Origin of the sequence: Amycolatopsis sp. CA-128772, from assembly GCF_002904295.1 — a bacterium.
Taxonomy (GTDB): domain Bacteria; phylum Actinomycetota; class Actinomycetes; order Mycobacteriales; family Pseudonocardiaceae; genus Amycolatopsis.
In genome coordinates, this window is record NZ_PPHG01000070.1 from 23,616 (window position 1) to 41,830 (window position 18,215).

General features: G+C 71.7%; 19 protein-coding genes and 1 pseudogene. 12 read left to right on the plus strand and 8 right to left on the minus strand.

Annotated features, from left to right (window positions below; translation table 11 throughout):
• Nucleotides 1–4 precede the first annotated feature (4 nt).
• From C2L59_RS24880 to C2L59_RS24910, 7 genes and pseudogenes are all read left to right on the plus strand, one after another.
• Complete coding sequence (locus C2L59_RS24880; protein WP_103351925.1) at nt 5–232, plus strand: ferredoxin family protein; 228 nt, start codon at nt 5–7, stop codon at nt 230–232.
• Complete coding sequence (locus tag C2L59_RS24885; protein WP_103351926.1) at nt 229–1,617, plus strand: ABC transporter substrate-binding protein; 1,389 nt, start codon at nt 229–231, stop codon at nt 1,615–1,617. Before C2L59_RS24880 ends, C2L59_RS24885 begins: the two co-directional genes overlap by 4 nt.
• On the plus strand, nt 1,614–2,447 hold the full coding sequence (locus C2L59_RS24890; RefSeq protein ID WP_103351927.1) for an ABC transporter permease: 834 nt from the start codon (nt 1,614–1,616) through the stop codon (nt 2,445–2,447). Before C2L59_RS24885 ends, C2L59_RS24890 begins: the two co-directional genes overlap by 4 nt.
• Nucleotides 2,444–3,163, plus strand: a complete 720-nt coding sequence (locus tag C2L59_RS24895) for an ABC transporter ATP-binding protein (RefSeq protein WP_103351928.1) — start codon at nt 2,444–2,446, stop codon at nt 3,161–3,163. The genes C2L59_RS24890 and C2L59_RS24895 overlap by 4 nt, the downstream gene beginning before the upstream one ends.
• Nucleotides 3,160–5,832 (plus strand): fumarate reductase/succinate dehydrogenase flavoprotein subunit, encoded by a 2,673-nt coding sequence (locus C2L59_RS24900; protein ID WP_103351929.1) that lies wholly within the window; start codon nt 3,160–3,162, stop codon nt 5,830–5,832. The genes C2L59_RS24895 and C2L59_RS24900 overlap by 4 nt, the downstream gene beginning before the upstream one ends.
• Before the next feature lie 10 nt (nt 5,833–5,842).
• Nucleotides 5,843–6,313, plus strand: a complete 471-nt coding sequence (locus C2L59_RS24905) for a MarR family transcriptional regulator (RefSeq protein ID WP_103351930.1) — start codon at nt 5,843–5,845, stop codon at nt 6,311–6,313.
• Between the two features lie 10 nt (nt 6,314–6,323).
• A pseudogene (locus C2L59_RS24910) lies at nt 6,324–7,118 on the plus strand (class I SAM-dependent methyltransferase); the annotation flags it as partial.
• A 144-nt stretch (nt 7,119–7,262) separates the two neighbouring features.
• On the opposite strand, the gene C2L59_RS24915 reads toward C2L59_RS24910, so the two are convergent.
• Nucleotides 7,263–8,183 carry an ABC transporter substrate-binding protein gene (locus C2L59_RS24915; protein WP_103351942.1) on the minus strand — a complete coding sequence of 307 codons (921 nt, stop codon included), beginning with the start codon at nt 8,181–8,183 and terminating at the stop codon, nt 7,263–7,265.
• Nucleotides 8,184–8,320: 137 nt separating this feature from the next.
• Here C2L59_RS24915 and C2L59_RS24920 point away from each other — a divergent pair, with 137 nt between their 5' ends.
• Both C2L59_RS24920 and C2L59_RS24925 read left to right on the plus strand, forming a co-directional pair.
• Nucleotides 8,321–9,013 (plus strand): ABC transporter permease, encoded by a 693-nt coding sequence (locus C2L59_RS24920; RefSeq protein ID WP_103351932.1) that lies wholly within the window; start codon nt 8,321–8,323, stop codon nt 9,011–9,013.
• Complete coding sequence (locus C2L59_RS24925; RefSeq protein WP_103351943.1) at nt 9,010–9,720, plus strand: ABC transporter permease; 711 nt, start codon at nt 9,010–9,012, stop codon at nt 9,718–9,720. Before C2L59_RS24920 ends, C2L59_RS24925 begins: the two co-directional genes overlap by 4 nt.
• 31 nt (nt 9,721–9,751) lie before the next feature.
• On the opposite strand, the gene C2L59_RS24930 is transcribed toward C2L59_RS24925, so the two are convergent.
• Nucleotides 9,752–10,315, minus strand: a complete 564-nt coding sequence (locus C2L59_RS24930; RefSeq protein ID WP_103351944.1) for a cadmium resistance transporter — start codon at nt 10,313–10,315, stop codon at nt 9,752–9,754.
• Nucleotides 10,316–10,376: 61 nt separating this feature from the next.
• Between C2L59_RS24930 and C2L59_RS47150 the strand changes: the two genes are divergently transcribed.
• Complete coding sequence (locus tag C2L59_RS47150) at nt 10,377–11,312, plus strand: GNAT family N-acetyltransferase (RefSeq protein ID WP_146060427.1); 936 nt, start codon at nt 10,377–10,379, stop codon at nt 11,310–11,312.
• A gap of 194 nt (nt 11,313–11,506) precedes the next feature.
• Here C2L59_RS47150 and C2L59_RS24940 read toward each other — a convergent pair whose 3' ends face one another.
• The 6 genes from C2L59_RS24940 to C2L59_RS24965 all read right to left on the minus strand — a co-directional run bounded on the left by C2L59_RS24940 (nt 11,507) and on the right by C2L59_RS24965 (nt 16,154).
• Nucleotides 11,507–12,955 (minus strand): aromatic amino acid lyase, encoded by a 1,449-nt coding sequence (locus C2L59_RS24940; RefSeq protein WP_103351933.1) that lies wholly within the window; start codon nt 12,953–12,955, stop codon nt 11,507–11,509.
• Nucleotides 12,952–13,959, minus strand: a complete 1,008-nt coding sequence (locus C2L59_RS24945) for an ornithine cyclodeaminase family protein (RefSeq protein ID WP_103351934.1) — start codon at nt 13,957–13,959, stop codon at nt 12,952–12,954. Before C2L59_RS24945 ends, C2L59_RS24940 begins: the two co-directional genes overlap by 4 nt.
• Nucleotides 13,956–14,498 (minus strand): YbaK/EbsC family protein, encoded by a 543-nt coding sequence (locus C2L59_RS24950; protein WP_103351935.1) that lies wholly within the window; start codon nt 14,496–14,498, stop codon nt 13,956–13,958. The genes C2L59_RS24945 and C2L59_RS24950 overlap by 4 nt, the downstream gene beginning before the upstream one ends.
• 187 nt (nt 14,499–14,685) lie before the next feature.
• Nucleotides 14,686–14,979: a DUF2516 family protein gene (locus C2L59_RS24955; protein ID WP_103351936.1), complete on the minus strand. Its 294-nt coding sequence runs from the start codon at nt 14,977–14,979 to the stop codon at nt 14,686–14,688.
• Between the two features lie 84 nt (nt 14,980–15,063).
• A complete protein-coding gene (locus tag C2L59_RS24960) occupies nt 15,064–15,753 on the minus strand; it encodes a hypothetical protein (RefSeq protein ID WP_103351937.1) in 690 nt (229 codons plus the stop codon).
• On the minus strand, nt 15,750–16,154 hold the full coding sequence (locus C2L59_RS24965; RefSeq protein WP_103351938.1) for a helix-turn-helix domain-containing protein: 405 nt from the start codon (nt 16,152–16,154) through the stop codon (nt 15,750–15,752). Before C2L59_RS24965 ends, C2L59_RS24960 begins: the two co-directional genes overlap by 4 nt.
• A gap of 144 nt (nt 16,155–16,298) precedes the next feature.
• On the opposite strand from C2L59_RS24965, the gene C2L59_RS24970 reads away from it, so the two are divergent.
• Together C2L59_RS24970 and C2L59_RS24975 are read left to right on the plus strand one after the other, a co-directional pair.
• The gene (locus C2L59_RS24970; RefSeq protein ID WP_103351939.1) at nt 16,299–17,447 is read left to right on the plus strand and encodes a methyltransferase domain-containing protein; all 1,149 of its coding nucleotides are present in this window, start codon (nt 16,299–16,301) and stop codon (nt 17,445–17,447) included.
• Nucleotides 17,448–17,572: 125 nt separating this feature from the next.
• On the plus strand, nt 17,573–18,215 hold a 643-nt coding region (locus C2L59_RS24975), incomplete at its 3' end, for a leucine zipper domain-containing protein (protein ID WP_103351945.1).

Below are 18,215 nucleotides of genomic sequence, written 5' to 3' on the forward strand. Positions count from 1 at the left end.
CGCCGTGCCCCTCGTGCCGAACCGGGTCGACGTCCCGGTCACCATCGACGAGTCGAAGTGCCTCGACGGCTGCCGGCTCTGCGTCGACATGTGCCCGCTCGACTCCCTCGCCATCGACCCGGACACCGACAAGGCGTACATGCACGTCGACGAGTGCTGGTACTGCGGGCCGTGCGCGGCGCGCTGCCCGACCGGCGCGGTGACCATCACCATGCCGTACCTGCTGCGGTGAAGGGCGTCCGGATCCTGCTCGCCGCCGCGCTGCTGGCCGCGGGCTGCACCGCGAACGCGTCCACTTCGGACGACGTCGACGTCGTCATCGGCTACCAGTCGAAGACGATCAACACCGTCACCGCGGGCACGCTGCTGCGGTCGCTCGGGTCGTTCGAGAAGCGCCTCACCGACCTGGGCCGGCGGGACGGGAAGCGCTATCACGTCACCTGGCAGGACTACTCGACCGGCGCGCCGATCACCGCGCAGATGGTGGCCGGCAAGATCGACATCGGCTCGATGGGCGACTACCCGTTGCTCATCAACGGTTCCCGCACGCAGGAATTCGGCGACGGCCGGACCAAGCTGGTCGCGGCCACCGGCTACAACCTCCTGGGCGCGCTGAACATGGTCGTCGTGCCGCCGGGCTCGCCGGCCCACACCCTGGCCGACCTGCGCGGGAAGAAGATCTCGGCCAGCATCGGCTCGGCCGGGCACGGCACCACCGTGCACGCCCTGCAGAACATCGGCATCGGCCCCGACGACGTCCACCTGCAGAACCAGGCGCCCGCGGTCGGCGTGTCCGGGCTGCAGTCCGGCGCGGTCGACGCGCTCGGCCAGTTCGTCGCGTGGCCCGGGCAGCTCGTGTTCGCGAACCAGGCGCGGCTGCTCTACGACGGCTCGGCGCTGAACCTGCCGACGTGGCACGGCGTCGTCATCCGGAAGTCCTATGCGGACAGTCACCACGACGTCGTCACGGAGTTCCTGCGCGCGCAACGCGATGCTACCGATTACCTGCACGCGCACCCGATGGACGCCGCGGTGAAGGTGGCCTCCGCGACCAAGCTGCCGGCCGAGGTCGTCTACCTCTACAACGGCGCCGGCGGCATGGTCACCTTCGACCTGCCGCTGAAGCGCCCGCTGGTCGACGCGCTGGCGACGGACGCGCCGTTCCTGCGTTCGATCGGCAACATCAAGGAGCTCGACCTCGGCGCGTTCGTCGACGACCGCTACCTGCGTGAGATCTACGGTCCGGCTTACGACACCGCAGCGTCCTCATTGGACAATTCGGCGCCGGTCACCGGGTTCGACACCACGTGCTCGCAACCGGTCACCGATCCGCGGACCGCCGGCGAGCTGTGGCTGGCCGGGGAGTCCGTGACGCACCCCGCGGCGACACCGGCGTGCCTGCTCGAAGCCGTGGCCCACGCGGGAAAGCCGGTGCGCGCCGCCTACGTCCCGGACGCGGCCACGGGCACCCGCTGGTTCGCCGACAAGGCCGTCTGGGTGCGGGACGCGGGCGGCGCGCTGCTGCCGTTCACCACCGAAGACGGCGCCCGCGCCCACCTGGCCGGACACCCCGGCTCGATCGTCAGCTACGCGCAAGCCGTGGAGGAGTCCCGATGACCCAGACCCTCGAACACGAACCCACCGTCGTCGAAGCCCCGCCGCCGCCGCCGAGACGGCGCGTCAGCCGGCTCGCCGTCCGCGCGGGCAGCATCGTCGCCGCGCTGGTCGTGTGGGAGCTGCTGACGGCGTTCGACGTCGATCTGTGGCTGCACTTCGACCGCCTGCCGACGCCGGTCGAGGTCGCCCGCGACCTCGGCTACCAGCTCGGCACCGCCGTCTACTACCAGGACCTGCTCGATTCCCTGCGCCGGATCGTGACCGGTTTCGCGCTGGCCGCGGTGTTCGGCATCGCGCTCGGCACGGCGATCGCGCGCTCCCGCGGCACGTCCGACGTCGTCCAGCCGCTGCTGGAGGTGCTGCGGCCGATCCCGGCCATCGCCATGGTGCCGATCGCGATCCTGCTGTTCCCCAGCAACGAGCAGGGCATCGTCTTCATCACCTTCGTCGCCGCGTTCTTCCCGGTCGTGGTCAGCACGCGGCACGCGGTGCGCGCGCTGCCGGTGGTCTGGGAGGACGCGATCCGCACGATGGGCGGCTCGCGGCGGCGCGTGCTGTGGAACGTCGTGCTGCCGGGCGCGCTGCCCGGCGTGTTCGGCGGCCTGTCCGTCGGCATGGGCGTCTCGTGGATCTGCGTGATCTCGGCGGAGATGATCTCCGGTGAATTCGGCGTCGGCTACCGGACGTGGCAGGCGTACACCGTCGTCGACTACCCCGGCGTGATCGTCGGGATGCTCACCATCGGCCTGCTCGGCTGGCTCACGTCGGCCGCCGTCGAACTACTCGGCCGCCGCGCCACCCGCTGGCTGCCCCGAGGGGAGAACTCGTGACCCTGCGCATCGAGAACCTGACCGTCCACTACGGACCGCGGCCGGTGCTGACCGGCGTCGACCTCGAAGTCGGCGACGCCGAAATTCTGGCCGTCACCGGGCCGTCCGGCTGCGGCAAGTCGACGCTGCTGCGCACCCTGGCCGGGCTGCTGCCGGTGTCGTCGGGCCGGGTCCTGTCCGCGGGTGTCCCGGTGACCGGGACGTCGGCCGAGCGCGCGCTGGTGTTCCAGGACGACGGGCTGCTGCCGTGGCGTTCGGTGCGCCGCAACGTCGAGCTGCCGCTGGCCATCCGGCGCGTGCCGCGGGCCCAGCGGCGGTCCGAAGCGGAGTCGTGGCTGACGCAGGTCGGGCTGGCCGGCTACGAGGACCACCTGCCGCGGGAGCTGTCCGGCGGCATGCGCCAGCGCGTCCAGCTCGCCCGCACCCTGGCCGGTTCGCCGCGGGTGATCCTGGCGGACGAGCCGTTCGGGGCGCTGGACGCCCAGACCCGCACGGCCATGCAGCGCCTGCTCGTCGACGTCTGGCGCAAGCGGCCGACGACGGTGGTGTTCGTAACCCACGACGTCGACGAGGCGCTGTTCCTGGCCGACCGCGTGGCGGTGCTGACCCGCGACGGGCGGCTGGCGAAGGTCGTCGAGTCGTCGCGGCCGCGGACGGCCGAGCCCGCGGTGGAAACCGAGCGCGCCGAGGTGCTGGACGGGCTGGTGGCGGCATGACGTTCGAGGCACCGCCGGTGTCCACGCGGACCCACTTCGAGACGGACGTCCTCGTCATCGGCGGCGGCACGGCCGGCACCATGGCCGCGCTGACCGCCGCCGAGAACGGCGCGAACGTGCTGCTGCTGGAGAAAGCGCACGTCCGGCATTCGGGCGCGCTGGCGATGGGCATGGACGGCGTCAACAACGCGGTCATCCCGGGCAAGGCGACGCCGGAGGACTACGTCGCCGAGATCACCCGCGCCAACGACGGCGTCGTCAACCAGTCCACTGTGTACCAGACCGCGCGCCGCGGGTTCGCCATGGTGCAGCGGCTGGAGAAGTACGGCGTCAAGTTCGAAAAGGACGAGTACGGCGAGTACGCCGTGCGGCGCGTGCACCGGTCCGGCAGCTACGTCCTGCCGATGCCGGAGGGCAAGGACATCAAGAAGGTGCTGTACCGCGTGCTGCGCGCGAAGCACATGCGCGAGCGCATCACGATCGAGAACCGCGTGATGCCGGTGCGGGTGCTGACCTCCGGCGGGCGCGCGGTCGGCGCCGCCGGGTTCAACACGCGGACCGGCGAGTTCGTCACGGTCTCGGCGTCCGCGGTGATTCTCGCGACCGGCCCGTGTGGACGGCTGGGGCTGCCGGCGAGCGGCTACCTCTACGGCACGTACGAGAACCCGACCAACGCGGGCGACGGCTACGCGATGGCGTACCACGCGGGCGCCGAGCTGTCGGGGATCGAGTGCTTCCAGATCAACCCGCTGATCAAGGACTACAACGGCCCGGCCTGCGCCTACGTCGCCAACCCGTTCGGCGGCTACCAGGTCAACGCGGCCGGCGACCGGTTCGTCGACTGCGACTACTGGTCCGGGCAGATGATGGCCGAGGTGGCGCGCGAGATCTCGTCGGCGCGCGGGCCGATCTACCTCAAACTGACGCACCTGCCGGAGGAGACGCTCGGCGCGCTGGAGAACATCCTGCACACGACCGAACGGCCGACGCGCGGGACGTTCCACGCCACCCGCGGCCACGACTACCGCACCCACGACGTCGAGATGCACATCTCGGAAATCGGGCTGTGCGGCGGGCATTCGGCGTCCGGGGTCTGGGTCGACGAGAACGGCGCGACGACCGTGCCGGGCCTGTACGCGGCGGGCGACCTCGCCTGCGTGCCGCACAACTACATGATCGGCGCGTTCGTCTACGGCGACCTCGCGGGTGCGCACGCTTCGGGCTCGCTGCGCCCGCTCGTCGCCTTGCCCGAGGACCAGATCGCGCTCGCCCACGAGCTGATCTACCGGCCACTGTCCACTCCAGACGGTCCGCCGCAGCAGCAGGTGGAGTACAAGCTGCGCCGGTTCGTCAACGACTACGTGGCGCCGCCCAAGACGACGGCGAAGCTGGAGATCGCGCTGGAGACGTTCGCGCGGATGTCCGGCGAAATCGCCTCGATGGGCGCGCGAACACCGCACGAGCTGATGCGGTGCGCCGAGGTGACGTTCATCCGGGACTGCGCCGAGATGGCGGCGCGGGCGTCGCTGGTGCGGACCGAGAGCCGGTGGGGGCTGTACCACGACCGGACCGACCACCCGGGCCGCGACGACGTCTCGTGGCTGGCGCACCTGAACCTGCGCAGGACGGCGGCCGGCGAGATGGAGTTCGTCAAGCGGCCGGTGCCGCCGTACGTCGTGCCGGTGCCGGAGTTCTCGGTGCCGGAGTTCGCGCCCGAGGTCCTCGGCACGCACACGGCGTTCACCGGGCACACCCCGCCGGACGTCGTCACCGCGGCGCCGGCGCGGATGCATTCGTCGCCGCGGGTGCTGGAAGTCGTCGCCCTCGCGCAGGAGCAGCCGTCCCTCGAGGCGCTGGCGTCCTATTTGGCCGATCCGGACGCCGAGGTGCGCACGACGGCGATCGCGGCGCTCACCGAGTCGGCCCCGGACGGCTTCGGGGCCGCGCTGGTCACGGCGTTGCACGACATCGACGCCCGGGTGCGGGCCGCGGCGGCGGCCGGGCTGCGGGAGCTGGTGGAGGTGCTGCCGCCGTCTTCTCCCCTCGGAGACGGGCTGCGGTCGGCGCGGTCGGTGTCCGACGCGGACGTGCGGTCGGTGGCCCTGGACGTCCTGCGGGCGCTGCGGCTCGGCGATGCGCCGTTGTTCGCCGCCTCGCTGGCCGACCCGGCGGTCGTCGTCCGGCTGGAGGCGGTCCGCGGCCTGGTGTCGCTGGACGCCGCCTCGGCGCTGGCGGAGGCGGCCTCGGACGCGTCACGCGAGATCCGCGTCGCGGCGGCGGCCGGGCTGGGGACGATCGGCGACCCGCGCTCGACGGACACGGTCGCGGCGCTGGCGGCGGACCCGGACCCGCTGGTCCGCGCGGCCGCGTTGACGGCCGCGGCCGACCTCGGCTGCGGCGGCGACCTGGCCCGGCTGGCGGCCGCGGCGGTGGCCGACCCGGCGTGGCAGGTGCGGCGCGGGGCGGCGACGGCCCTGGGCGCGCTGGCCACGCCGTCGGAGCCGCTGCTGGCGGCGTTGTCCGACGAGCACCCGAACGTCCGGCGCGCGGCCGTCCAGGCGCTGGGCAAGTGGGCGGCGCAACCGGCGGTGGCCGAGCGGCTGCGGGCGCGCCGGACGGACTCGGACGCCGACGTCCGCGCGTACACGCGGATGGCCCTCGGCGGTTAGGCTGCCCGGCATGGGTTCGGGAGCGCACCGCCGGTCGACGGTGGCGGTGAAGGAGTCGCTGCGGGAGCTGCGCAACCAGCTGTCGCTGCTGAACCACCAGGTCAGCGCGCACCTGGCGCTCAAGGACGTCGACCTGGACTGCCTGGAGCTGATCGGGCGGCACGGCCCGCTGAGCCCGAGCGCGCTGGCCCGCCGCGCGGGCCTGCACCCGGCGACGATGACGGGCATCCTCGACCGCCTGCAGAAGGGCGGCTGGATCGTCCGCGAGCGCGACCCGGAGGCCGCCGACCGCCGTTCGGTGGCGGTGCGCGCCGTCCGCGGCCGCACCGGCGAGCTGTTCCGGCTCTACGCGGGGATGAACACGGCGATGGACGAGCTGTGCGCCGGCTACAGCGAGGAGGAGCTGGCCCTGATCGCCGGCTTCCTGAGCCGGGCGACGTCGGCGGGTCACACGGCAACGGGCGACCTGGCCAACGGCTGACCAGCGGGTTTGTGCTGTACTGCGTCCCATGTGGCAGTCGGGCGACGCGTACGAGGCGTTCATGGGGCGGTGGAGCCGCCGGCTCGCGGAAGCGTTCGTGCGGCAGCTCGACGTCCCGCCGAGCCGCCGCTGGCTCGACGTCGGCTGCGGCACCGGCGCGCTGACGGCGGCGGTGCTGGCCGCGGCCGACCCGGCGGAGGTGGCCGGCGTGGACCCGTCCGAGGGGTTCCTGGCGGCCGCCCGCGAGCGCGTGCCCGACCCGCGGGCGTCGTTCACCCTCGCCGACGCTCGCGAGCTGCCCTTCCCGGACGACCGCTTCGACGTCGTGGCGTCCGGGCTGGTCCTCAACTTCGTACCGGACCCGGCGACGGCCGCGGCGGAGATCAAGCGCGTGACCGCCCCGGGCGGCCGCGCCGTGGCCTACGTGTGGGACCTGGCCCACGGCATGGAGCTGCTCCGGCACTTTTGGGACGCCGCAGCCAAAACCGACCCGGCGGCCGCGGACCTGCACGAAGGCCGCCGGTACCCACTCTGCCGCCCGGAGCCGTTCGGCCGGTTGTGGACGGAAGCGGGCCTGACGGCGGTGACGGTCGACGAGCTCACGATCCCCACACCATTCGCGAACTTCGACGACTACTGGCAGCCGTTCCTCGGCCGGCAAGGCCCGGGCCCGGCGTACCTGGCGACGCTGCCGGAGTCCCATCGTGACCGGATCCGAGATTTGCTGCGCACCCATCTGCCGACGAACCCGGACGGCTCGATCCCGCTGACGGCCCGCGCGTGGGTGGTCAGCGGAACGGCCTGAGGAGTATCCGGCCAGATCGATCCCGCCGACGACCCGCGAGCAGGTGGTGCACGAAGCCGCCCGGCCGACGACCCGCGAGCGGGTGAAGCGTGAACCGGCCTGACCACCGCCGGCCGCCCTCGTCCGGGCGGCCGGCGGTTCGGGTCAGAGACCGGCCTGGGCCAGCCAGTCCTTCGCGACGTCCGCGGCCTGCTCGCCGTCGGAGTCGACCTTCTTGTTCAGGTCGCGCATCACGTCCGTCGTCAGCTTCGCGCTGACCGCGTTCACCGCCGTGGCGAAGTCGGCGCCGCGCTCGTCGAGCACCTTCTTGTTCACCGCCGGCACCACGTTCTCGGTCGGCACGATGTTGAGGTCGTCCTTCAGCACGGTGTACTTCGAGTCGCCGGTCAGCGGGCTGACCGAGTCGACCGGGATGACCGTGACGGCCCCGGACTTGAGCTGCTCGACCCGCGGCCCGGCCTCCTGGATCGTCTGGAAGCTGATGTTCGTCAGCTTGTAGACGTCCTTGAAGCCGAGGTAGCACGGAAGCCGCTTCTCGCACTCCGGCGGCCCCGCCATGATGACCTTGTCCAGCTTCTTGAGGTCGCTGATCGATGCGATCCCCTTGTCCTTGGCCAGGTCGGACTTGATGATGTAGGTGTTCTTGTCCTCGGCCGGCGCGAAGTTCAGCAGGCCGACGCCGCTGGGCTCGAACAGCTTCGCCAGCTGGTCGTGCTCCTCCGCCGCGGTCTTGCCGGCCTCCTTGCCGAAGCCGGTCGTGATCGCCGCGCCCTGGTACTCCGGGATGAACTGCAGTTCGCCGGACTTCAGCGACGGGTAGATCAGCTCCCGCGACCCCAGGTTCAGCTTGCGCGTGACCGGGTAGCCCTTGGCCTCCAGCGCCTGCGCGTAGATCTCGGCCAGGATCTGGCTGTCGGTGAAGTTGAAGGACGCGACGACGATCGGCGCCCCGCCCTTGCCCTGCGCGGCGGGCTTGTCACCGCTGTCGCTGCCGCCGCAGGCGGCCAAACCGAGCGTTGCCGCGACGGCCACCGCCACCACGGACGCGTTCCGGAACCAGCGCACGAATCCCACTCCCTCGTCACTCGAACAGACGAAAGGACCCTAGCCCCGTCCACCGACAAGAAACCACATCGTGGGACGAAGACCCCAGAATTCCCAACCGGCGGAATTTTCCCGCCCGATCGGGGTAGGGTCGGCCGGTGCACGTGACCGCGGTGACGCCCTTGGCCGCCGACAGCGGACCCCCGATCTTCCAGTGGAAGTGGGTGGACCGCAACGCCGACGCCATCGTCTACCGGCTCGTCGAGCACATCTCCCTGACCGGCGCGGCGCTGGGCATCGGCCTGGTGGTTTCGATCGGGCTGGCCGTGCTGGCCCTGCGTTACCGCTGGTCGTACGGGATCATCCTGGGCACCACGGGCGCGCTGTACGTGATCCCGAGCCTGGGCGCGTTCGCCGTGCTGGCGCCGTTCTTCGGGCTGACGTTCGTGACCGCGATGATCCCGCTCGCGACGTACACGCTGCTCATCCTGGTCCGCAACATCGTCACCGGCGTCGACCAGGTGCCCAAGGAAGTCCGGGAAGCCGCGATCGGGATGGGCTACACACGCACGCGGATGCTCTGGCAGATCGAGCTGCCGCTGGCCCTGCCGGTGGTGATCGCGGGCCTGCGCGTGGCCGCGGTGACGACGATCGGCCTGGTCACCGTGACGTCCATGCTCGGCCTGGGCGGCCTCGGCTACTTCATCCGCGCCGGCATCCAGAACACCACGCCCAACCCGACCGAGATCATCGTCGGCATGGGCCTGTCGGTGGTGCTGGCGGTGGTCGTCGACCTGCTGCTGTGGCTCGGCGAGCGCCTGCTGACCCCGTGGACCCGGAAGGCGCGATGAGCTTCTTCGACCAGTTGAACGCGTGGTTGGCCGAGCCGAACCGGTGGAGCTGGACGGACCGCGCGGGCGTGCCGTACCGGACACTGGAGCACCTCAGGTTTTCCCTGCTGGCGTTGGTGATCGCGGCGGTGCTGACGATCCCGGCGGCCCTGTGGCTGGCCCACTACCGCCGCGGCGCGTTCCTCGCGAGCAGCGCGGTGAACATCGGCCGCGCGATCCCGAGTTTCGGGTTGATCATCCTGTTCTGGTTCCTGGCCAGCCGCTGGGAGTGGGACACGACGTTCTGGCCGTTGCTGCTGGCGTTGGTCGCCTTGGCGATGCCCCCGCTGTTCACGAACACGTACGCGGGCGTGGTGTCCCTGGAGCAGGAGACGGTCGACGCCGCCCGCGGCACGGGTTACCGCGAGTGGCAGATCATGGCGCGCCTGGAGTTCCCTCTGGCGTCGCCGGTGATCCTGGCGGGCGCGCGCGTGTCGTTCCTCCAGCTGATCGCCACGGTGGCCATCGGAGCGATCGTCAACGACGGAGGCGGCCTCGGCCGCTACATAGTCGACGGCTTCGCGTTGGGCGCCCAAGGCTACGGCGAAATCTTCGCGGGCGGCCTGGCAGCGGTGATCCTGGCGCTGGTGTGCGACGGCGCGTTCGCGTTGTTGACCAAGCTGGCGACACCGCGCGGCCTGGCGTTGCAGAACGCCCGCCGCGACTGACCGGCGCGCCCAGCACCGCCCTGCCGATCCGCTAGAAAGCACCCAGCAGGATCAGCACGCCGAGTCCGATCAGGACCGCCGGCAGCACCACGTGCCCCCAGCGAGCGAGCACGCGGGCGACCCCCGGCCGGGTGGCCAGGAACCGGCCCGCGACGCACCACACCGCCACGCCCGCCAGGAACACCACCACGTAGCCCCCCAGGCCCGCAGGCCCGGTAGCCGCGAACGCCGGCACGTACACGCCGACGTTGTCCCCGCCGTTGGCGAAGCACACCAGCGCTATCCCGACCAGCCCGGTCGCGGGCGCCGGCTCGGTGTCGTCCTGGTGCCGTGCCTGCCAGGCCGCGCGGAGTCCGAGCAGCACCGGCAGCACGCCCAGCCAGCGGACCGCACCGTCCGGGAGCAGCCCGGCTCCGAGCGCCCCCGCGACCGACACCGCCAGGATCGCCGCGAAGCCGAGGAACTGGCCGCCCACGACCTTGAGCTCACCGCGGCGGCCGGCCACCTGGCCGAAGAACACCGCGAGCAGCACCAGGTCGTCGACGTTCGTCACCGCGAACATCGCGGCCGCACGTCCGAGCAGTCCGGCGTCCACGCCCACCCTTCCCGGTAAAACCGCTTGGCTGAGGCCGGCGCGGCACAGGACGATTGTGCCCATGCCCGTCGTCACGCGCCGCGGTTACACCGGTCCGGCCGACCTGCGGGCCATGCAGAGCCTGGCCCGGCGGGTCTGGTCGAAGGCGAGTTCGGTGCACGTCGGGGATCTCGCGTGGCAGCGGTTCCAGCACGCCGTCCGGGAAGCCGAGTGGCCGACCGTGCTGTGGGAAGCGGATGGCGAAGTCGTGGCCTGGGGGTGGATTTCGCTACCCGGTGAACTCGCGCTGCTCGTGGACCCGGCGCGCCCCGGGCTCGCGTCCGAGGTGCTCGGCTGGTTCGAAGGCACCGCCTCCGCCGACGAGCTCAGTGTCACCGTGCTCGACGCCGAGGAGCATGCCGTCGCCGCTCTGGAGCGCAGCGGTTACGCGCTGCAGGAAGGTCCGGTTTTCCAGTCGTATATGTCTCGCCTCCTCGTGGATCTGCCCGAGCCCGTGGTGCCCGGTGGGTTCAGTGTCCGGCCGATCACGCCGGACGACGTGGGCCGCCGGGTGGCGGTGCACCGGGCGGTCTGGCACCCGTCGCGGGTGACCGAACCGAGCTACCGCAACGTCATGAGCGCCTGGCCGTACCGGGCCGAACTGGATTGGGTCGCCGAAGCACCCGACGGCCGGTTCGCCGCCCAGTGCCTGGTCTGGCTCGACGAGCGCAATGCCGTCGGCGAGCTGGAGCCCGTCGGAACCTTGCCGGAGTTCCGTCGTACGGGGCTCGCCCGCGCGGTGTGCCTCGCCGCGCTGCACGCGGCCCACCACGCCGGCGCTCGCGAAGCCGTCGTGTATCCGGTGATCGGTCATCCGAAGTCCGTGGGTGCCCTCCCTCTGTATCGCGATCTGGGCTTCCGCCCGTATGCCCGCACCCTCACCTTCACGCGGACCCGCCGTCGTATCCCTCCTTCCCCGGGGCCCGCGTCCCCGGAGGGCGCTCACCGACGAACGTAGCGCGCCACCCGGCCCGCCTGTCCGATTCGGCGGTCTCCGGCGGCCGTTTATCCACATCGGGGCAAGGCTGTGGACAACCCGGTGGATATCCTCGACATGGCCCTGAAATCGTCGGCGTCGCGCGATAGTGTCGAGCCGGGGGGCGCCCCCGCGGGCCGCGGGCCGCGGGTCGAACGGCGGCGAGACGCGCGAAATCAGGTGAGCGTCGCCAGATCGTCGAAGAACGCCGTGCGGCAGGCCGCGATCAGCCGCTCGATCTCCGGCCCGAGCGGGCGGTCCTCGGCCAGTGGCGGCACCACCGACCGCACCCACCGGTAACCCGCGTGCAATCCCGGCACACCGTTGCCACCAGCCAAATTCCGGGCCTGGGACGCCGTGACCAGCTCGCACGCCGTGATCGCGAAAACGTGCGTGGCCGCCGCGCGCAGCTGCTCGCCGGCCGCCGACGAAAACGCTTGCACGTCCTCCTGGCCGGCCGACGTGTCGATCGAACCGAGCGTTGCCGGTGTCGCGAGCCGGCGCAACGCGTGCAATTCGCCCGCCGCTCGCTTGTGCAGCGGCACCAACCCCGCCTGCGGCCCCGGATCCGCCGTGAGCTGCGCCGGCAGGCCGCTGAACCGCTCGTCCAGCAAGCGGTGCGTCCGCTGCACGGAAAGCTCGCCGAGGTGCACCAGCGCCGCCGTCACGGCGTCCATCCGCAGGCCCAGGTCCACCGCGTGGTACCCCGTTCCCGGGATGAACGAGCCGTCGACGAAAGACGGCGAATCGCCGGGCATCGTTTCCCAGCGCCGCCGGGTTTCGTGCAGGTCGGCGTTCACCCGGGATGCGTGCGCGATGGCCCGCGGCGCCACGCGCACCGACAGCGGGGCCTGCACGACGCCGGGCCGCACCGGACCGATTCCGACGAGGGAATTCAGCTCGTGCAGCAGCGCCCGCAGGTGGTCGTCGCCGCCCGCCATGACCGGGGCGAAGACCTCGCGCGGCGCCCCGAGCACGTCGATCGCCATCGCTTCGGCGAGCGTCTGCAGGTCGATGAGCTGTTGCGTTTCGGTCCACCCGCGCTGCGCGTGCATCACGGCCAGCGGAGACCCTTGAAGCAGCGACGCGCCTTCTTTCGGCCCAAGGACATAAGGCGCGACACCGCGGCGAGCGAGCGCCGACGCGGCCGGCACTTCGACGCCGTCCTCCAGGACCGTGCCGACGCCGAGGAACGTCTGGAACGCGTGCGACAGCGCGATGATCTCGCCCGAACTGCCGAGGCCGAACCGCGGGATAGCGGGCGTGAACCCGTCGTTCAGGCGGTCCACCAGGAACTGAACCAGCTCCGCGCTCACCCCCGACCACGGCCGCAGGAAATCGCGCAACCGGACGACGAGCAGCGCACGGACGTCCTCGGGCGGCAGCCACGGCGGCCCGCCGACCGCGCGGCCGATCAGCAGGTTGCGCTGGTGCTCCGCCTGCTGCCGCGCGTCGAGGGCGACGCCCGCGAGACGCCCCATCCCCGTGTTGACGCCGTAGACCGGTTCCGCTCGCTCCGCAAGGGCCGTCAAGAGCTCTTCCCGGCGTCGCTTCAGGGCTTCTACCAGCGGTTTATCCAGAACCAACCGTTCACTCTCGGCGAACTCGCTGTCGGAGACGATCATCGGTAGGGCAGCATGGTGCCGACGCCGGAAGTCTCGGCACGGGCGAGGATCATGTTCGCCACGGCAACGTCCGTTGTGGACAGTCCGCGGTGCCAGAACAGGATCCGTTCGGCGTCGTGCTCGCGGCCTGGCTTCTTCCCGGCCACGATGTCGCCGATCTCGGCGTGGACCCCGTCCGCGGTGAGGAGGCCGGCGTTGAGCTGCGGGCGCAGGGCGCCGAACCGCGGGTTGCCGGACCGCGATTCGCGCCAGTCGTCGACCACGACCTTGTCGATGTCGTCGAGCAGCGTGAGCTCGAGCGCGCTGATCGTGCCGTAGGGCACCAGGAAGGTGCCCGGCCGGAGGAACTCGCGGCGCACCAGCGCCTCGGGTTCGACGAGCCGGGACGCCTCGACCTGGATGTCCGCGCCGTCCAGGGTCTCCTCGGCCGTGGCGCAGACGCGGACGTCCTTGCCGAGCCGTTCGGACAGCCGGCGGCCGAAGTCCTCGCGTGACTCCGGGCGCTTGCTGGTCACGCGGATCTCGGCGAAGTCGAACAAGGAGTCCAGCAGCACGACGTTCCACCAGGCGGTACCGCGGGCGCCGATGTGCCCGAGCACCCGTGAATCCGGGCGGGCCAGGTACTTCGCGCCGACGGCGGTCATCGCGCCGGTACGGGCCTCGGTGATCATCGTGCCGTCGACGATGGCCCGCGGCATGCCGGTGTCCGGGTCGAGCAGCAGGATCAACGCCATTTCCGAAGGGAGGCCCCGTTCGAAGTTCCCCACGAAGTCACCGACGACCTTCACGCCACTGACCTGCTTCGCGGACAGGTGGCCGCGGAGGATGTTGAAGTGGCCCTTGCCGCCGTTGTCCGGCACGAGGTGCGTACGCGGCTCGAAGACGACCTGCCCGCGGCCGTGGTCCGCGAGCACGTCCTCGACCGCGCCGACGATGTCGGCGTCCGTGACACCGAGCGCGTCGATGTCGGCGCCGGTCAGGTACCGGAGCCAGACGGACGTCACCGGGCGAGGTCCTCGATGAGCTCGGCGCCGGGCAGGGCGGCCAGCGCGGCGCCGGAGATCAGCAGCTTGCTGCCGCGGATCCCGCTGCCGATGACGAGCTCGGGTGCGTCGGCGACACGCCGGTCGATCAGGACGGGCCACTCGGCGGGCAGGCCGACGGGCGTGATGCCGCCGTACTCCATCCCGGTCAGCGAGACGGCCTCGTCCATCGGTGCGAACGACGCCTTGCGGACGTCGAGCCGGCGCTTGATGACGCCGTTGACGTCGGCGCGGGTGGTCGCGAGCACGAGCGCGGCCGCGAAGCGGACTTCGCCGGCGCGCTTGCCGGCGACGACGACGCAGTTCGCCGACGCTTCGAGCGGCGAGCCGTAGGTCTCGCAGAAGGCGGCGGTGTCGGCGAGCGAGGGGTCGATCTCGGCGACGCCGACGGCATCCGGCTCGGCGAGCGCGGCGAGGGCCTTGGCCACGGGCTCGGCGAGCAGGTCAGTACGCGTGGGGGCGGGAACGACGGTGAGGCTCCCGGCGATGGTCCAGGTCACGTCGCCAGGGTAACCGCGCTGTTCGCCACCGACCCGGCCACGGTCACGACCGCCGGGCCTTCGGGGCCACGGCGGGTATGACCCGCGGCCGGTCTACCAGCTCGGCGCGGGCGCCTGACCCGTCGGAGGGGACGACTGCGGGTCGCTCGAGGTTCGGGGCCACGGCGGGTACGACTCGGCGGCCGGTTTACCAGCTCGAGCCGCCGCGTTGGACCTCGATCAGCTTCGGGCGGACGTCCACGATGTAGACCAGCACCGCCGCCATCGCCGGGACCCAGAAGATCATCCCCGGGCCCATCACGTTGAACAGGGCCATGGCGAGCGTTGCGCCGCCCGTGATCAGCATCCAGACGGGCTTGGTCTTGCGGTCGGCCGCCGAGTACGCGTCGGCGCGCTGGAGCAGCGCGTGCACGAAGGCGAAGAGCCCGACCAGCGCGCTGCCCCAGTGGATGACATTGAGGATCCAGATGGCGACTAGCACAGCGACAGCTTACGGCAAACCGCCCGAACGACCCCGGCCCCGCCACCGGGGGTCCGGTGACGGGGCCGGGTGTTCACGGCGTTGTCACTTGTCGGTCTTCGGCGCGGCCGGCTTCTTCGCGGCGGCGCTCGTCGTGGTCGACGTCGTGGTGCGGCGGGCCGGGGCGGCCGTCTTCGGGGCCGTCTTGTTCGCGACCTTGCGGCTCGCCGAACGGGTCTCGTGGGCGACGTCGTCACCCAGCTCCTCGATGGCGTCCGCGGTCTCGCCGGCGACCTCGGTCACCTTGCGAGCCGTCTTCTCGCCCGCCGAACGGGTGCGCTTGGTCACCTTGGCCAGCACGCCGTCGACGCGCTCGCGGACCTCGGTGGTCACGACCTCGGCCTGGCCCTGCGCGGTGGTCAGGGCCTCTTCGAGCTGCTCGATGGCCTTCTTGACCTGCGGCTGCGTGGCGATCTTGTCCCACGCCTGCTCGCCCGACTCGGCCAGCTTGTTGTACAGCTTGAGCGCGGCCTCGGTGTACTCGTCGATGACCTTGCGCAGCTCGGCCGGGTCCAGCTTCTCGCGGAGGCTCTCGACGTCGGTCGGCAGCTCCTGCAGGTTCTTGCGGGCGACCTCGCCGCTCTTGGTCACGTTCTCCTTGGCCTTCGCCACGGCGTCGGTGACGGCGTGGGTGGCCAGGTTGCCGGCGCCGAGCGCGGCGAGCAGCGGCGTGCGGACCTGGTCGAACGCGGTGTTGACGGCCTTCTTGACGTCTTCGGTCTTGGGGGTGGTCATGCTGACTCCTCGGTGTTCGTGGCTGGGGCGGGGGAAGGCTCGGCGGCCGGCCGGGCCGCGGCGTTCTCCCGGCGGAAGGATTCGTAGACGTCGAGCAGGACCTGTTTCTGCCGTTCGGTCAGCTCGGCGTCGGCGCGGATCGCGTCACCCACCGGCCCGCCCGTCGGCAGGTCGAGGATCCCGGCCTGCACGTACAGCGCTTCCGCCGAAATGCGCAGGCCCTTGGCGATCTGCTGCAGGATCTCCGCGCTGGGCTTGCGGACCCCGCGCTCGATCTGGCTCAGGTACGGGTTGGACACGCCGGCGAGCTTCGACAGCTGGCGCAACGAGATCTTCGCGGTGTTGCGCTGCTGGCGGATGTACTCGCCGATGTCGGAAGCGATGTCCGCGACCTTCTCCATGGGACTGCCGGATCCTGACGTCCCACCGGACTCCGTCATCCGGTCACCTCCTCGCGACACCTTCGACGGTACGCGCGAGTGCTAGCTATTGCAAGCACCCTGCTTGCAACCATCGGGTGTGACGCGCACCGCTACCGTGGTGCCATGACGCGCTCGGCCCGGCTGCGGCGACGCCTCGTCGAGCACCTCCTCGACGAGGACGTGCTGCACGCGCCGGAGTGGATCGCCGCCTTCCGCGCCGTCCCGCGGCACGTCTTCCTGCCGCGGTTCTTCGTGCCGGCGGGCGGCCTGTGGGCGGCGGTCGACCACGGCGACCCGGGCTGGCTGGAGACCGTCTACTCCCGGGACGTGCTGGTCACGCAGCTCGACGACGACCCGGACCGCTGGGAGCTCGCCCGGCGCGCCGGGCCGGTCACCGGGACCCCGACGAGCTCGTCCAGCATGCCGTCGATCATGGCGATCATGCTCGAGGAGCTGCGGGTGCGCGACGGGCAGTGCGTGCTGGAGATCGGCACCGGCACCGGCTACAACGCCGCCCTGCTGAGCCACCGCTGCGGCGCCGGCCAGGTGTCCACAGTGGACATCGACCCGGTGATCGTCGCCGCGGCGCGCGAGCGGCTGACGGCGGCGGGGTACCGCCCGGCGTGCGCGGTGGGCGACGGTGCGCTCGGTTTCCCGGCCGGCACGGTCTTCGACCGGGTGCTGTGCACGGCGTCGGTGTCGGAGATCCCGCTCCCCTGGCTGGCGCAGACGAAACCGGGCGGGCTGGTCGTGACGACGCTGAACCGCCCGATCGGCGCCGGGCTCGTCCGGCTGGTCGTCGGCGAAGACGGCGAAGCGCAGGGCCGCGTCCTCGCGCGCGACGGCCGCTTCATGCCCCTTCGCGCGCACCGGCTGCCGGAGACGAGCCCGCTGCCGATGCCGTCGCGCGGCGACTGGGAGCAGACGCGGCTGCCGATGTCGGCGGTGCTCCAGCCCCGCCGGCAGTTCGAGTTCTTCGCGGGGCTGGCGCTGCCCGGCGTCCGGGCGGTGCGCGAGAGCGGCGACGACGAGGCGCCGGGCGTCGCCCTGATCCACCCGGACGGCTCGTGGGTCCGCCACCGCAAGCGCGGCGGCGCCGACGAGGTGGCGCAGGGCGGGCCGCGGGCGCTGTGGGAGATCGCCGAGGCGGCCTACGTCGAGTGGTGCGAGCTGGGCAAGCCGGACCGCGACCGGTTCGGCGTGACGGTGACCGGCGACCGCCAGGAGTTCTGGCTCGACGCACCCGGCGGCCGCACCTGGCCGCTGCCCTAGCTGTGATGTCCGGGGACGTTGTCCCGAGTTGAGGTGACTGGTGGCGGCCTGTCGTGCTGACAGGTGAAGGCCTCCGGCTGTGAAGTGGAGCTGTCGAGGAACCACATCACCTGCCGGAGGCCTTCGTGTCCCACCCTAACGCCACCCTGACCCCACGCACCCGGCTGCGGCTGGCGCGTCTGATCGTCGAGCAGGGCTGGACCTGTACCGCAGCGGCGAAGATGTTCATGGTCGCCGCCAGGACCGCTCGCAAATGGGCCGAGCGCTACCGCGCCGAAGGCGCAGCTGGGATGGCGGATCGCAGCTCACGCCCGCATCGCAGCCCTGCCCGCACACCCGAGCACCTGGTCCGCGCGATCGTGCGGTTGCGGTGGCGCATGCGGCTCGGGCCGGTGCAGATCGGCGGCCGGCTCGGCCTGCCCGCCTCGACGGTGCACGCGGTGCTGGTGCGCTGCCGGATCAACCGCCTGTCCCGCATCGACCGGGTCACCGGCGAACCGCTGCGCCGCTACGAGCACGACCACCCCGGTTCGCTGCTGCATGTCGATGTCACCAAGTTCGGCAACATCCCCAATGGCGGCGGGCACCGGTTCGTGGGCCGGGCCCAAGGCGACCGCAACCGGGCCGCGACCCCGGGCAAGCCCCGCAACGCCTACCGCAACCCCAAGATCGGGGTCGCGTTCGTGCACACGGTGATCGACGACCATTCCCGTGTCGCCTACGCCGAGATCCACGCCGATGAGACCGCTGCCACCGCCACCGCGGTGC

Excerpts from the sequence above, each read along its gene's own strand:
- C2L59_RS24890 (WP_103351927.1), top strand. The coding sequence starts at position 1,614 with ATGACCCAGACCCTCGAACACGAACCCACCGTCGTCGAAGCCCCGCCG.
- C2L59_RS24900 (WP_103351929.1), top strand. The coding sequence starts at position 3,160 with ATGACGTTCGAGGCACCGCCGGTGTCCACGCGGACCCACTTCGAGACG.
- C2L59_RS24905 (WP_103351930.1), top strand. The coding sequence starts at position 5,843 with ATGGGTTCGGGAGCGCACCGCCGGTCGACGGTGGCGGTGAAGGAGTCG.
- C2L59_RS24925 (WP_103351943.1), top strand. The coding sequence starts at position 9,010 with ATGAGCTTCTTCGACCAGTTGAACGCGTGGTTGGCCGAGCCGAACCGG.
- C2L59_RS47150 (WP_146060427.1), top strand. The coding sequence starts at position 10,377 with ATGCCCGTCGTCACGCGCCGCGGTTACACCGGTCCGGCCGACCTGCGG.
- C2L59_RS24940 (WP_103351933.1), bottom strand. The coding sequence starts at position 12,955 with ATGATCGTCTCCGACAGCGAGTTCGCCGAGAGTGAACGGTTGGTTCTG.
- C2L59_RS24960 (WP_103351937.1), bottom strand. The coding sequence starts at position 15,753 with ATGACCACCCCCAAGACCGAAGACGTCAAGAAGGCCGTCAACACCGCG.
- C2L59_RS24965 (WP_103351938.1), bottom strand. The coding sequence starts at position 16,154 with ATGGAGAAGGTCGCGGACATCGCTTCCGACATCGGCGAGTACATCCGC.
- C2L59_RS24970 (WP_103351939.1), top strand. The coding sequence starts at position 16,299 with ATGACGCGCTCGGCCCGGCTGCGGCGACGCCTCGTCGAGCACCTCCTC.